This is a genomic window from Streptomyces sp. NPDC028635, from assembly GCF_040637635.1.
Taxonomy (GTDB): domain Bacteria; phylum Actinomycetota; class Actinomycetes; order Streptomycetales; family Streptomycetaceae; genus Streptomyces.
Map to the genome: position 1 here is coordinate 22,059 of NZ_JBEZWX010000034.1, position 13,611 is coordinate 35,669.

General features: G+C 73.3%; 12 protein-coding genes. 7 read left to right on the forward strand and 5 right to left on the reverse strand.

Features of this window, described 5'->3' with window-relative positions; all coding sequences use genetic code 11:
- Positions 1-433: 433 nt before the first annotated feature.
- From AB0E88_RS28030 to AB0E88_RS28040, 3 genes are read right to left on the reverse strand one after another with little or no spacing between them, the layout of a single operon-like run.
- A complete protein-coding gene (locus AB0E88_RS28030) occupies positions 434-1,873 on the reverse strand; it encodes a hypothetical protein (protein ID WP_361636046.1) in 1,440 nt (479 codons plus the stop codon).
- 8 nt (positions 1,874-1,881) lie between these two features.
- Positions 1,882-2,136, reverse strand: a complete 255-nt coding sequence (locus AB0E88_RS28035; RefSeq protein WP_361636049.1) for a MoaD/ThiS family protein — start codon at positions 2,134-2,136, stop codon at positions 1,882-1,884.
- Positions 2,137-2,187: 51 nt separating this feature from the next.
- On the reverse strand, positions 2,188-3,024 hold the full coding sequence (locus tag AB0E88_RS28040; RefSeq protein ID WP_361636052.1) for an alpha/beta fold hydrolase: 837 nt from the start codon (positions 3,022-3,024) through the stop codon (positions 2,188-2,190).
- A gap of 289 nt (positions 3,025-3,313) precedes the next feature.
- Here AB0E88_RS28040 and AB0E88_RS28045 point away from each other — a divergent pair, with 289 nt between their 5' ends.
- From AB0E88_RS28045 to AB0E88_RS28070, 6 genes are all read left to right on the forward strand, one after another.
- On the forward strand, positions 3,314-4,093 hold the full coding sequence (locus AB0E88_RS28045) for a response regulator transcription factor (protein ID WP_361636055.1): 780 nt from the start codon (positions 3,314-3,316) through the stop codon (positions 4,091-4,093).
- A gap of 107 nt (positions 4,094-4,200) precedes the next feature.
- Complete coding sequence (locus tag AB0E88_RS28050) at positions 4,201-5,223, forward strand: LacI family DNA-binding transcriptional regulator (protein WP_361636058.1); 1,023 nt, start codon at positions 4,201-4,203, stop codon at positions 5,221-5,223.
- A 122-nt stretch (positions 5,224-5,345) separates the two neighbouring features.
- Positions 5,346-6,608 (forward strand): trypsin-like peptidase domain-containing protein, encoded by a 1,263-nt coding sequence (locus AB0E88_RS28055; RefSeq protein ID WP_361636061.1) that lies wholly within the window; start codon positions 5,346-5,348, stop codon positions 6,606-6,608.
- Between the two features lie 37 nt (positions 6,609-6,645).
- Positions 6,646-6,876 (forward strand): hypothetical protein, encoded by a 231-nt coding sequence (locus AB0E88_RS28060; protein ID WP_361636064.1) that lies wholly within the window; start codon positions 6,646-6,648, stop codon positions 6,874-6,876.
- An 87-nt stretch (positions 6,877-6,963) separates the two neighbouring features.
- A complete protein-coding gene (locus AB0E88_RS28065) occupies positions 6,964-7,701 on the forward strand; it encodes a response regulator transcription factor (RefSeq protein ID WP_361636066.1) in 738 nt (245 codons plus the stop codon).
- Entirely contained in the window at positions 7,698-9,131 is a 1,434-nt protein-coding gene (locus AB0E88_RS28070; protein ID WP_361636068.1) for a HAMP domain-containing sensor histidine kinase, read from the forward strand. Before AB0E88_RS28065 ends, AB0E88_RS28070 begins: the two co-directional genes overlap by 4 nt.
- 139 nt (positions 9,132-9,270) lie before the next feature.
- Here the strand turns inward: AB0E88_RS28070 and AB0E88_RS28075 are convergent, their stop codons facing one another.
- On the reverse strand, positions 9,271-10,200 hold the full coding sequence (locus AB0E88_RS28075; protein ID WP_361636071.1) for a hypothetical protein: 930 nt from the start codon (positions 10,198-10,200) through the stop codon (positions 9,271-9,273).
- A 394-nt stretch (positions 10,201-10,594) separates the two neighbouring features.
- Positions 10,595-12,418, reverse strand: a complete 1,824-nt coding sequence (locus AB0E88_RS28080) for a bifunctional metallophosphatase/5'-nucleotidase (protein ID WP_361636074.1) — start codon at positions 12,416-12,418, stop codon at positions 10,595-10,597.
- A 183-nt stretch (positions 12,419-12,601) separates the two neighbouring features.
- Between AB0E88_RS28080 and mshD the strand changes: the two genes are divergently transcribed.
- A complete protein-coding gene (gene mshD / locus AB0E88_RS28085) occupies positions 12,602-13,561 on the forward strand; it encodes a mycothiol synthase (protein WP_361636077.1) in 960 nt (319 codons plus the stop codon).
- Positions 13,562-13,611: the final 50 nt, after the last annotated feature.

Sequence of the window (13,611 nt, forward strand, 5' to 3'; positions counted from 1 at the left end):
GACCGAACCCAACGGTAACTCCGGCCGCCCATAGGGCCGGAGGATTGTCGACCAGCTGTGACAGGGGGCGGTGGGGGGTGGGGCCGGGGACGGGGGCCCGGGCCCGGGCTCGGGGGTGGGCTTGGGGCGTGGGCCGGGGCGTGAAGGCCGGGAGCGAAGGTCGGAGCCGGGTCGGGGCTTGGGCCACCCCGGGCGCGGGGGCGGAAGTCAAAGCGGGGGCCGGGGCGTTGGGCCAGGGCTTGAGCCGGGGGGCGGGTGCGGGACCACGGCCCGGGCGGCCGGGGCGGGGGCACGGGCCAGGGCTTGGGCCCGCGCGCGGGGGCGGGGGCCCGAAGGCCGGGGCGCGGGAGGAGGGACCGGTCCGGCCCCGGACCGGTTTCTGGCACGCCCCCGGCCCAGCCCAGCCCGCAGCCGGGCCGGGGCCAGGGCCCGGTCAGCTCAGGGCGCGGCCCAGGATGTATACCGCCGGGGCCGCTGCCGTCAGGGGGAGGGCCACGCCCGCTGTGAAGTGGACGAAGCGGGAGGGGTAGTCGTAGGCGGCGACGCGGTGGCCGATCAGGGCGCAGGCCGCCGCCGACGCGCCGAGCAGGGCGCCGCTCGCGCCCATGCCGGTCATCCCGCCCACCGCGATCCCCGCACCGGCCGCGCCCAGCAGCGCGACGCCCACCGACACCGGCGTGGGCAGCGGCAGCGCGCGGGCCAGGACGGCCACCGCGACGGACACGGCGCCCACCGACACCGCGTCGGCGTCGGCCGCCAGGTGTCCCCCGGCCATGATCGCGAGCGCGGCCGAGGCGACGGTCGCCATCAGGCCGTACATCCGCTCGTCCGGGTCCGCGTGCGAGCGCAGTTGCAGGACCAGGGAGAGCAGGACCCACACGCCGAGCGTGCCCAGGATCGCGGCGGGCCCGTGCTCACGTCCGGCCGCGAGGACGGCGGCGTCGGCGGCCAGCGCGCCCAGGAAGGCGAGCGCGATGCCCTGCCGTGCGGGCCACATGCCGTTCAGCCGGAACCAGCCCGCCGCCGTGACCGCCTGGAGGGCGATGAGCGGCACGAGCAGGGCGTACGACCCGATCGGCGCCGCCACCGCGAGCAGCAGCCCGAGCAGGGCGGTGAGCGCCGCCGGCTGCATGCCGGGGTCGATGATCGGCGACCGTCCCTCGAGACGGGCCCGCTGGGCGTCGGTGATGCGCGCGTTCCCGGCCAGGGTGGCCGGTCCGTAGGCCGGCCCACCGGAAGCGGAAGCGGAAGCGGACACCGGCTCCTCGGAGACGGTGGCGACCGGCTGGGCCTGCGGCTGCGGCTGCGGCTGCGGCTGCGGCTGCGGCTGAGCGTGGGGCTGCGGCTGCGGCTGAGCGTGGGGCTGCGGCTGCGGCTGGGCCTGCGGCGCCGCGTACGGCTCGGCCGCCGGCTGCGCGTATCCGGCGTACGCCTGCCCGGCGTCGTGACCCTGTCCCTGTCCGGTGCCGTACTCCGGTCCGGCTCCGGAACCCTGCCCGGCGTCGTACGGCTGCGCGGTGCCGTACGTCTGCCCCGCGTCGTACGTCTGCCCCGCGTCGTACGTCTGTCCCGCGTCGTACCTCTGCCCGGCGTCGTACGCCTGCCCGCCGGCCCCGGCGTCGTACGCGCCGCCGGGGCCGCCGTAGTGCTGCTGCTGTCCCTGCTGCGGCAGGTACGCCGTCTGGTCCGGCGCCGGGGCGACCGGGGGCTGGAGCTGGGTCTCCCAGGTCTGGCCCTGCCACTGCTGGGTGTACTGCTGGGAGTCGTCGTAGGGCTGCTGGTACTGCTCCGGCCCCGGCCAGCCCTGCTGCTGCGGCTGCTGCGGTGCCTGCCGGTACCGGTCGTCGTATCCCTCGTACGGCTGATTGCTCATCGGCGTGCTCATCCTCCTGCGAACGGCGGGAGCACCTCGACCGTGCCGCCCTCGGTCAGCCGTACCGTCTCGTGCGCGCGCGTGCCGACGGGGTCGCCGTCGATGAGGAACGAACAGCGCTGGAGCACGCGCGTGAGTTCGCCCGGGTGCCGCTCGCGCACCGCGTCGAGCGCCTCGGCCAGCGTGGTCGCGTCGTACGGCTCCTCGGCGACCTCGGCCGCGGCCTTGGCGGCGGCCCAGTAGCGCACCGTGACCTTTGCCATCTCGTCCCTCAAGTCCTCTGCGGATCCTCTACGGCGGTGAACCCCGCCAGGCTAGCCCGCCCGGGCGAGCGCCCAGCGCGCGATGCGCTCCAGCAGCTCGTCGGCGGCCGCGTTCTCGGCGTGGCCCATCCCGGACTCCAGCCAGAGTTCGCTGTGCTCACCGGCGGCCGCCGCGAGCATCCGGGGATGGTCGACCGGGAAGTAGCCGTCCCGGTCGCCGTGCACGATCAGCAGCGGTGTCGGCGCGATCCGCGGCACCGCTTCGACCGGGGAGAGCGGCACCGGGTCCCAGTCCCGGTGGTGGATGCGGGTGCGCAGCCCGTAGCGGCCCACCAGCCGCCCCGCCGGCCGCGTCACCAGCCAGTGCAGCCGCCGCATCGGCGCGGTGCCCCGGTAGTACCAGCGGGCCGGCGCGCTGACGGAGACGACGGCGTCCGTGCCACCGTGCAGCGCCGCGTGCCGCAGCACCACCGAGCCGCCCATGGAGAAGCCGACGGTGACCACGCGCGTGTGCCCGAGCTCCCGCGCCCAGCGGACCGCGGCCTCGAGGTCCAGCACCTCCCGGTCGCCGACGGTCGAACGGCCGCCCGAGCGCCCGTGCCCCCGGAAGGAGAAGGTGACGACGGCCCCGCGGTGCGCGAGGGCGCGCGCCACCCGGCGCACGTGCGGCCGGTCCACCTCCCCCGTGAAGCCGTGCGCCACGACGAACACCGGGCGTCCCGAGGGCGGCGCCGAGGTGTCGGACACGCCGGTCCCGGGCTCGTACAGCGCGTCGATCGTCACCCCGTCGGACGTACGCAGCAGCGTGCGCGTGGGCGCCCGCGAGCCCGTCTCACATTCCGGACGTACGGTGGAACGCGCCACATCACCTGCCGGACCGATGCTCATGTGGGCTATTCTGCTGCGCAGAGGATCCGGGCAGCGCAGCCCCCGGGTCCTTTTGTGCTTTCGGAAGCGTTGTATACGAAGTGGCGAACCGCAGGTGAATGCGGGAAACCGCAGGTGTACGGGCCGTCGATCGCATGGGTGGCCCCTCGGGGCCGCCGGCGGACCTCCCGAGGGCGCGGGGAGCCGCACCGTACGAGCACGTAAACGTCCTCGCAGGGACCGAGGAGGAACCAGACGTTATGGGCGAGCGAACCGTGCACGACGAGATGACGACCCGGGCAGGTGAGGCATGAGCGCTCTGCTGCTGCTGACGAACGCCCTCCAGCCGTCGACGGAGGTGCTGCCCGCGCTCGGCCTGCTGCTGCACAACGTGCGGGTGGCTCCGGCGGAGGGACCGGCCCTGGTGGACACCCCGGGCGCCGACGTGATCCTGGTGGACGGGCGGCGCGATCTGCCGCAGGTGCGCAGCCTGTGCCAGCTGCTGCGCTCCACCGGCCCCGGCTGTCCGCTGATCCTGGTGGTGACCGAGGGCGGCCTCGCGGCGGTGACCGCGGACTGGGGCGTCGACGACGTCCTGCTCGACACCGCGGGCCCGGCCGAGGTGGAGGCGCGGCTGCGGCTGGCCATGGGCCGGCAGCAGATCGCGGGCGACGACTCCCCGATGGAGATCCGCAACGGTGATCTCTCGGTGGACGAGGCGACGTACAGCGCCAAGCTCAAGGGCCGGGTCCTGGACCTGACCTTCAAGGAGTTCGAGCTGCTCAAATATCTCGCGCAGCACCCGGGCCGGGTCTTCACCCGCGCCCAGCTGCTGCAGGAGGTCTGGGGCTACGACTACTTCGGCGGCACCCGCACGGTCGACGTCCACGTACGGCGGCTGCGCGCCAAGCTCGGCCCCGAGCACGAGTCGCTGATCGGCACCGTCCGGAACGTGGGTTATCGATTCGTTACGCCCGAGAAGGTCGAGCGCGCCGCAGAGGAGGCCAAGGCGAAAGCCGGGCAGGCAAACGCGGGCAAGCCGGACAGCGGGGCCTCCGTGCGGGCCGCAGAGGTCTCCGCGGACGCCTGACAGAACTCCCCGGGGCGGCACGGTCCCGGCCGGCAGGGCGTTGCGGTCGCACATCCACGCCTCGATACGCCCTGCCCAGAGCGGGTCTCTCCGCGTAGACTCCGCGCGTGGCCAAGGTGACTCGGGACGACGTCGCACGACTGGCAGGCACTTCCACTGCCGTCGTCAGCTACGTCATCAACAACGGACCCCGGCCGGTCGCCCCGGCCACGCGCGAGCGTGTCCTCGCCGCGATCAAGGAACTGGGGTACCGGCCCGACCGGGTCGCCCAGGCCATGGCGTCCCGCCGTACGGACCTCATAGGCCTGATCATCCCCGACGCCCGCCAGCCCTTCTTCGGCGAGATGGCGCACGCGGTCGAGTGGGCCGCCGCCGAGCGCGGGAAGATGGTCCTGGTCGGCAACACCGACTACGTCGGGGAACGCGAGGTGCACTATCTGCGCGCGTTCCTCGGTATGCGGGTCTCCGGGCTGATCCTCGTCAGCCACGCGCTGAACGACCTGGCCGCCGCGGAGATCGAGGCCTGGGACGCGCGCGTGGTGCTGATGCACGAACGCCCCGAGGCCATCGACGACGTCGCCGTCACCACCGACGACCTCGGCGGCGCCCAGCTCGCCGTCCGCCACCTGCTGGAGCACGGCTACGAGTACGTCGCCTGTATGGGCGGCACCGCCGACACCCCGGCCGTCGGCGACCCGGTCTCCGACCACGTCGAGGGCTGGCGCCGGGCCATGGCCGACGCCGGTCTGCCGACCGAGGGGCGCCTGTTCGAGGCGCCGTACAACCGCTACGACGCCTACCGCGTCGCCCTGGAGATCCTCTCCGGACCCGACCGTCCGCCGGCGATCTTCTGCTCCACCGACGACCAGGCGATCGGTCTGCTGCGGGCGGCGCGCGAGCTGCGCATCGACGTGCCCGGCGAGCTGGCCGTGGCCGGCTTCGACGACATCAAGGAGGCGGCGCTGGCGGACCCGCCGCTGACCACGATCGCCTCGGACCGCTCGGCGATGGCCCGCGCGGCCGTCGACCTGGTCCTGGACGACGGGCTGCGGGTGGCCGGCTCACGCCGGGAACGGCTGAAGGTGTTCCCGTCCCGCCTGGTGGTGCGCACGTCGTGCGGCTGCGCATGAGACGCGTCTGAGAGCCCCTCGCACACCGCATGGGGCGGCTTTATATCGGGCATACGAGGTTCTGCCGGGCTTCTCAGACAGCCCTCAGAAAGCTCTCATGATCCCGCGGAACTCTGTATGACATGACCGAGAGCATCCGCCGCGACGGCGAGTACGAGAACCCCTACGGGGGCGCTCACCAGGGCCCCCAGCAGGGCGCTCACCCGAGCCCCTACGAGGACGCTCACCGCCCCCACGAGGGCGCTCACCAGCAGACTGAGCCCCATGCCCAGCCGCATGCTCCCTCCGCCGTGAACCCGGAGTGGCCGCCTCCGCCGCCCTACCGGCCGACGGTGACGCCGGGCACGGAGGGTACGGCGGGTGCCGCGGGTACGGCGGGTGCCGCGGGTACGGCCGGCGCCGCGGGTACGACCGGTACGGCGGCCGCGCCGGGTGCCCCGGGCGCCCCGGGTGGCGTGGGCGGCACGGTCCCCCCGATGCCTCCCTACGGTCACGCCGCGGCGGGGCCCGCCCCGGCCCCCCGGCGGCGCCGTCGGGGACCGGTCGCGCTGCTCGCCGCCGTCGCGATCGTCGCGGCGGCCGTCGGCGGCGCCACGGCGTACGGCGTCCAGGAGCTGACCGGCAAGGACACCACCGCGAGCTCCACCGCCACGAACGTGGTGCCGTCGAGCAAGCGGGGCGACATCGCGGCCATCGCCTCGGCCGTCAGCCCGAGCATCGTCGAGATCAACGCGACCTCGAACGCCGGGCGGTCCACCGGTTCCGGTGTGATCATCACGTCGAACGGCGAGATCGTCACCAACAACCACGTCATCTCCGGCGCCTCCTCGATCAAGGTGCGCACCAGCGACGGCAAGCAGTACGCCGCGCAGGTCGTCGGCACCGACAGCAAGAAGGACCTCGCGCTGATCAAGCTGCAGGGCGCGGCCGGGCTGAAGGCCGCCTCCCTCGGCGACTCCTCCCGGGTCCAGGTCGGTGACACCGTCGTGGCGATCGGCTCGCCCGAGGGCCTGACCGGCACGGTGACCAGCGGCATCGTCTCCGCCCTCAACCGTGACGTGACGGTGCCCACCGAGGAGGGGCAGCAGCAGCCCGACGGCGGCTGGCCGTTCGAGTTCGGCGGCCGGCAGTTCAACGGCGACACCGGCTCCTCCACGACGACGTACAAGGCGATCCAGACGGACGCCTCCCTCAACCCCGGCAACTCCGGGGGCGCCCTGATCGACATGAACGGGAACATCGTGGGCATCAACTCCGCGATGTTCTCCGCGGCCGGCTCGTCCTCCTCGTCCTCGGACGCGGGCAGCGTCGGCCTGGGCTTCGCCATCCCCGTCAACACCGTCAAGGCCGACCTGGCCAAGCTGCGGGCGGGCGCGAACGACTGAACCACCGCGCCCGTTCCCTGAGCACAGGGAGTACGACATGATCCAGCACGCCTCCCCCACCGCCTCCCTCGTCGGCCCGGCCGACCCCGCCCTGGCCGTACGCCTGAGCGACGCGCTCACACCCCCGGCGGCTCCCGCCGCACCGGCCGCCCCGAAGGCGCCCGCGCCCGAGATCGCCGTCCCCCATCTGATGGGCCTGCGCACCGGCGCCGACCGGCCGCACCGCCACAAGGTTCCGCTGCGCCGGCTGACGGCGGTGACCTGCTGAGCGGTGTCGTGTCCCGGCACGCCGCCGGCATGCGAGGCTGATACCGCCGGGAAACCCGACCCACCGCACCCGAGGACACCGCGACCGATGAGCCCCGCCGACGGCGACCGTGACCCCCAGCGCATCCTGATCGTCGACGACGAACCGGCGGTGCGCGAAGCACTCCAGCGCAGCCTCGCCTTCGAGGGATACGGCACCGAGGTCGCCGTCGACGGCGCGGACGCCCTGCAGAAGGCCACCGCCTACCGGCCCGACCTGATCGTCCTGGACATTCAGATGCCCCGCATGGACGGCCTGACCGCCGCCCGCCGTATCCGCGGCACCGGCGACACCACGCCGATCCTGATGCTGACGGCCCGCGACACGGTCGGCGACCGGGTCACCGGGCTCGACGCGGGCGCCGACGACTACCTGGTCAAGCCCTTCGAGCTGGACGAGCTGTTCGCCCGCATCCGCGCCCTGCTGCGCCGCAGCTCCTACGCGGCGGCCGTGGGCGCGGGTGACCCGGCCGACGAGGACGCGCTCACCTTCGCCGACCTGCGCATGGACCTCGCCACGCGCGAGGTCACGCGGGGCGGGCGGGCCGTGGAGCTGACCCGCACGGAGTTCACCCTGCTGGAAATGTTCATGGCACACCCGCGCCAGGTGCTCACCCGTGAGCAGATCCTGAAAGCGGTGTGGGGCTTCGACTTCGAGCCGTCGTCGAACTCCCTCGACGTGTACGTCATGTACCTGCGCCGCAAGACGGAGGCCGGCGGCGAGCCCCGGCTCGTCCACACCGTGCGCGGCGTCGGCTACGTCCTGCGGCAGGGCGGCGCGGAGTGAGCGGCCCACTGCGCCGTTTCCGCACGCTGCCGATCAGGACGCGGCTGTCCCTGCTGGTGGCGGCGGCGGTGGCGTTCGCGGTGGCGGCGGTGTCGTTGTCGTGCTGGTTCCTGGTGCGCGGTCAGCTCTACGACCAGCTGGACCAGGAGCTGCGCAGCGAGCAGGTGCAGAGCGGGCTGCTGCAGAGCATGCTGCGCAACTGCCAGCTGGCCGAGCCGCAGAAGATCCCGCAGCCCCCCAACTCCCCCATCGTCACGATCCTCTACTCGGACGGCTCGACCTGCCTCAACCCGGCCAACGACACCGTGCGTGTCGAATCCTCCGACGTGGCCGTGGCGGACGGCCTGCGGCGCAACTCGCTGCACACCTCAGGGACCACGGATGGCACGCCGATGCGCGTGTACACCCTCCCGGTCGTCGAACGCGCCACCGGCCAGGTGCAGACCGGTATCGCCGTGTCCATCGCCAAGCCCCTCTCGGAGGTCACCCGGCCCCTGTCCTCGCTGGCCTGGATCCTTCTCCTCGTCTCCGGCGTCGGCGTGCTCGGCGCGGGCGCGGCCGGCCTCGCCGTCGCCCGGACCGGTCTGCGGCCCGTGGACAAGCTCACCGAGGCCGTCGAACACGTCGCGCGCACCGAGGACCTCACCGTCCGCATCCCCGTGGAGGACGACAGCGACGACGAGATCGCCCGGCTGTCCCGCTCCTTCAACTCCATGACCTCCGCCCTGGCCAGCTCCCACGACCTCCAGCAGCAGCTGATCGCCGACGCCGGCCACGAACTGCGCACGCCCCTGACGTCGTTGCGCACGAACATCGAGCTGCTCTCCCGCAGCGAGGAGACCGGCCGCCCGCTGCCCGAGGCGGACCGCAAGGCGCTGCTCGCGTCGGTGAAGGCGCAGATGACGGAGCTGGCCTCGCTCATCGGCGACCTCCAGGAACTCTCCCGCGCCGACAACCAGCGCGGCGAGCGCATCCAGGTCGTCTCCCTGGAGGACACCGTCGAGTCGGCGCTGCGCCGCGCCCGCCTGCGCGGACCGGAGCTGACGATCACCGCGGATCTCGAGCCCTGGTACGTCCGTGCCGAACCGGCCGCGCTGGAGCGGGCGGTGGTCAACATCCTGGACAACGCGGTGAAGTTCAGCCCCGGCTCCGGCACGGTCGAGGTGCGCCTGACCGACGGCGTGCTGACCGTGCGCGACCACGGCCCCGGCATCGCGGAGGACGAACTCCCGCACGTCTTCGACCGCTTCTGGCGCTCCCCGTCGGCCCGCGCACTGCCGGGCTCGGGCCTGGGCCTGTCCATCGTGGCGCGCACGGTGCGCCAGGCGGGCGGCCAGGTGACGCTGGGACGCGCGCAGGGCGGCGGCACGGTGGCGACGGTACGGCTGCCGGGCGCACCGACACCACCGCCGGACACACCGATGCCGTAGGCCCCCGTCCCGGAGATCACGTCCTCACGTCCCCGCACACGCCGCACGGCGCTCGCGGCCGGCCCCCCAACCGGCCCCGACGACGACCGCGCCGCTGCCGTACCCGAGCGCCCCAGCTCCGGACACCGGCGGCCGCCCCTCACTCGTCGAGCAGCGTGCCCGGCAGATCGATCTCCGTCGTGCGTCCCGTGGCGAGATCGACCCGGGTGGCCTTCTTCTCGTCGTAGAGCAGCCAGCCCGCGTCGGTGCGGGTGAGGGCGAGCGAGGCCGGGTGGTCCGGGACGCGGACCCGGTGCATCTCCTCGCCCGTACCGGCGTCGATCTCCACGACCTGGGTGTCCTTCCCGTCGGCCACGGCGAGCACGACCGAGGTCGCGGTGGCGGCGACGGCGTCGACCCGGCCGCGCCGGACGGTGACGGTGGTGGCCGTCACCGTCCGCCGCAAGCCGAGGGCGACACCGCCGGCGTCGCCCGCCCGGCCGGTCACCACGACCACCGGCCGCCCACCGGGGCACGCCAGCCCTGCGACGTCACCCGCGGCCGCCGCCTTCTCGACATCCCCGCTGTTCAGACGGGCGACGAAGACGGTCCGGTCGGTGGCCAGGCAGACGGCGTCCGAGGCCGGGTCGGACGCCAGGAACCGCACCGTCCCGGGCACGGCGATCTGCCGCTTCGTCGCCCAGTCGCCCGGTGCCTTGACCAGCACCCTCGTGTCGCCCGTCCGGGCATCGGGCAGCCCCGCGACCTCGCCGACCAGCGTCTTCCCCGGCAGCACACGACTCGGCCCGACCCCGATGCCCATGCCGTCCAGCGACCGGGCCCGCGGGTCGAGCAGATAACGCCGGTCACTGCCGCCGCCCCTGCGGGGCACGGTGACCAGCCGCCGCCCGTCGGCGAGCGCGACGATCTGCGGACTCACCGTCCGCGTCCCGTCATCGGCCTGCTGCGGCACCACGGCGAGACTCTCCGCCCGCCCCTTCACCGCGTCCACCCCGACCACCGTGGTCAGCCCGTCCACATCGGCCAGCACGAAGGCCGAGACCCCCTCCCAGTCGTCCCCCAGAGTCACCCCTCCGGGCCCGGAACAAGCAGCCAGCAGGAGGCAGGCGGCTGCGGCCAGGAGCATGCGGTGACGCGTCGCCAATGGGGGGTTCCTCCCGCGCGAGTCGGCTGGTGCGGCCCCTTTTCTACAGACAGAGGGCCGGTCGGCGCATGCCGTGGTCATCACAACGAGTGACCAGGGGTGGCATATGCACTCTGGGGGGCGAGTGGTCCGTCGGGGCTGACGGCTGGCCGTTCGGGCCGGTGTGGCGGGTGTCGTGTCGGTCGGCCGTCTGGCGGTGCAGCGGGGTGAGCAGCGCGCGGGGCGAGGCCGGGAAAACGGGCGGGGCCCGTTCGCTCCGTGCGGTGGGTGCGTACGGAGTGGACGGGCCCCGGGGGACTCGTGTTTTCGGGCGGTGCTGTTACTGCGTGATCGTGATCCGGTTCGCCGCCGGAGGTGTGAGCGGGCTCGTTGCCGAGGAGTTGGCCGTCAGGTACTGCACCAGGGCCGCCAGGTCGTCCGTGCCGACCACGTCGTTCGTGCCCTGGCCCAGCGTCGGGAAGCCGTCGCCGCCGCCCGCGAGGAAGCTGTTCGTCGCGACGCGGTAGGTGGCCGCCGGGTCGAGGGGCTTGCCGTTCAGCCGGATGGAGTCCGTGACCACGCGGTCCGCGCCGGTCTTCGTCATGTCCAGCGTGTACGTCAGACCCGCCGACGGCTGGAGGATCTTCGGCGCGGCCTGGTTCGGGCCGGAGACCTGCTCCTTGAGCACCTGGACCAGCTGAGCGCCGGTGAAGTCCTGCAGGTTGACGGTGTTGGCGAACGGCTGGACCGTGAAGCCCTCCGCATACGTCACCACGCCGTCGCCCTCGGCCGCCTTGGCCGCGTACGTCAGGCCCGCGCGGACCCCGCCGGGGTTCATCAGCGCCAGGGACGTGTTCGGGTCCAGCTGCTTGCCGTAGGCCAGTTGGGCGTCGGCGATCAGGTCGCCCATCGGGGACTCGGTGCCGGTGTTCGGCACGTCGGCGGAGATGTAGCCGATGGGGCGGTTGCCGATGGGCGCGGCCAGCGCGTTCCACTTGCCGATCAGCTCGGTCATGTCCGCCGCCTTGGGGACGTCCCGGCTGACCACGTGGTTCGCCGACTTCACCGCCGTACGCGCGATGTCGCCCGTCCGCCGGTCGTACGTCAGCGTCGTGTCCGTGTAGAGGCGGCCGAAGGAGGACGCCGAGGTGACCATGCGCGGCTTGCCGGCCGGGTCGGGGATGGTGCACACGTACGCGTTGTGGGTGTGACCCGTGACCAGGGCGTCGACGGCCGGGGTGACGTTCTTGGCGATGTCGACGATCGGGCCGGAGATACCCCCGCCGGCGGCCGGTGAGTCGCAGTCGTAGTTGTACGACCCCGACGCCGGGTAGCCGCCCTCGTGGATCAGCGCGACGATCGACTGCACGCCCTGGCGCTGCAGCACCTTCGCGTACTTGTTGATCGTCTCGACCTCGTCCTTGAAGGCCAGGCCCTTGACGCCGTCGGCGGAGACGATGCCCGGGGTGCCCTCCAGGGTGACGCCGATGAAGCCGATCTTCACGCCCCGCTTCTGCCAGACCCAGTACGGCTTCAGGATCGGCTTGCCGGTCTTCTCGTCGAGGACGTTCGCGGCCAGGTAGGGGAAGTCGGCGCCGCTGAAGCCCTCGTCGGTGTAACAGCCGTCCTTGGGGTGGCAGCCGCCGTTCTGCAGGCGGGCCAGTTCCCGGGCGCCCTCGTCGAACTCGTGGTTGCCGACGCTGGTCACGTCCAGCTTCAGCTTGTTCAGCGCCTCGATGGTCGGCTCGTCGTGGAACAGGCCGGAGATCAGCGGCGAGGCGCCCACCATGTCGCCGCCCGCAGCGGTGATGGAGTACGGGTGGCCCTTGCGCGCGTCGCGCAGATGCGTGGCCAGGTACTCCACGCCGCCCGCGTCGATCGTCTTCGTCGTGCCGTCGGGCTGCAGCTCGGTGACGCGGCCGGAGGAACCGGACGGCGGTTCGAGGTTGCCGTGCAGGTCGTTGAAGGACAGCAGCTGCACGTCCTGGTAGCGGCCGGGGACCGGCTTGTGGTGGCCCCCCGGCCGGTGGTGGTGGCCGCCCGTGCTCGCCGACGCGGGCAGTGCGGCGGCCAGCGCGCCGGCCGTGGCGAGCGCGGCGGCGGCCGCCAGCAGGCGGCGGGTGCGGCGTCTCGCGGGGTGGTTCGGCTGGTCGGTGGTTGGCATACGCCCCCCTGTGGTGTGCGGTGACGACGTGACCTGGCGGGTCCGGTGCGGCGGTGGCCACGCCCGGGCGCAGCCTAGGGTCAACGCGCGTAGCGCGACAGGGGGTTCGGGGTTACATCCTGGTTTCCCTTTGCCCTCGCCTTTGTCCCCACTTTGCGGGCCGCTCCCCTTACCCTCGTACGCATGACCAGCGACGACATCGCACGGCTTCCCGGCGCCCGATCCATCGAGACCCACGCCGCGCTCTCCGAGGAGCAGACCGAGGCGGTCCTCGGCCTGCTCGCGGAGGCCGCCCGCTCGGACGGCCAGCAGGCGGTGTCCGAGCAGGGCCGGCTCCAGCTGCGCGACGGCGAGCGCGAGGGCGTCTCGCATCTGCTGCTGACCGTGGACGGCGAACTCGTCGGCTACGCCCAGCTGGAGGACACCGACCCCGTGGAGGCGCCGGCGGCCGAACTGGTCGTGCATCCCGCCCACCGCGGCCACGGCCACGGACGGGCGCTCGGCTCCGCCCTGCTCGCCGCCTCCGGCAAGCGGCTGCGCGTGTGGGCGCACGGCGGGCACTCCGCCGCCCGGCACCTCGCTCAGGTCCTCGGGCTGACCCTGTTCCGCGAGCTGCGCCAGATGCGGCGCCCGCTGACCGGACTGGACCTGCCCGATCCGGTGCTGCCCGAGGGCGTCACCGTGCGCACCTTCGTGCCCGGCCAGGACGACGCCGCCTGGCTCGCGGTCAACGCCGCCGCCTTCGCCCACCACCCCGAGCAGGGCTCCCTCACCCAGCGGGACCTCGACGCCCGCAAGGCGGAAGCCTGGTTCGACCCGGCCGGCTTCTTCCTGGCCGAGCGGGAGCCGGCGGGAGCGGCCGGAACCACGGGGGGTGCCGGTGATCTCGTCGGCTTCCACTGGACGAAGGTCCACGCCGAGGAGCAGCTCGGCGAGATCTACGTCCTCGGCGTCGCCCCCGGCAACCAGGGCGGCGGCCTCGGCAAGGCGCTCACGGTCATCGGTCTGCGGCACCTGGCGGCCCAGGGCCTGCCGACGGCCATGCTGTACGTCGACGCCGACAACAAGGCTGCCGTGTCCGTCTACGAGCGGATGGGCTTCACCACGTACGAGACGGACCTGATGTACCGCACGGAGACCTGACGGCGGTTCGCGCCACGAGGTCGTCGAAGGGGCTGGGTCCCGGCCGGTTC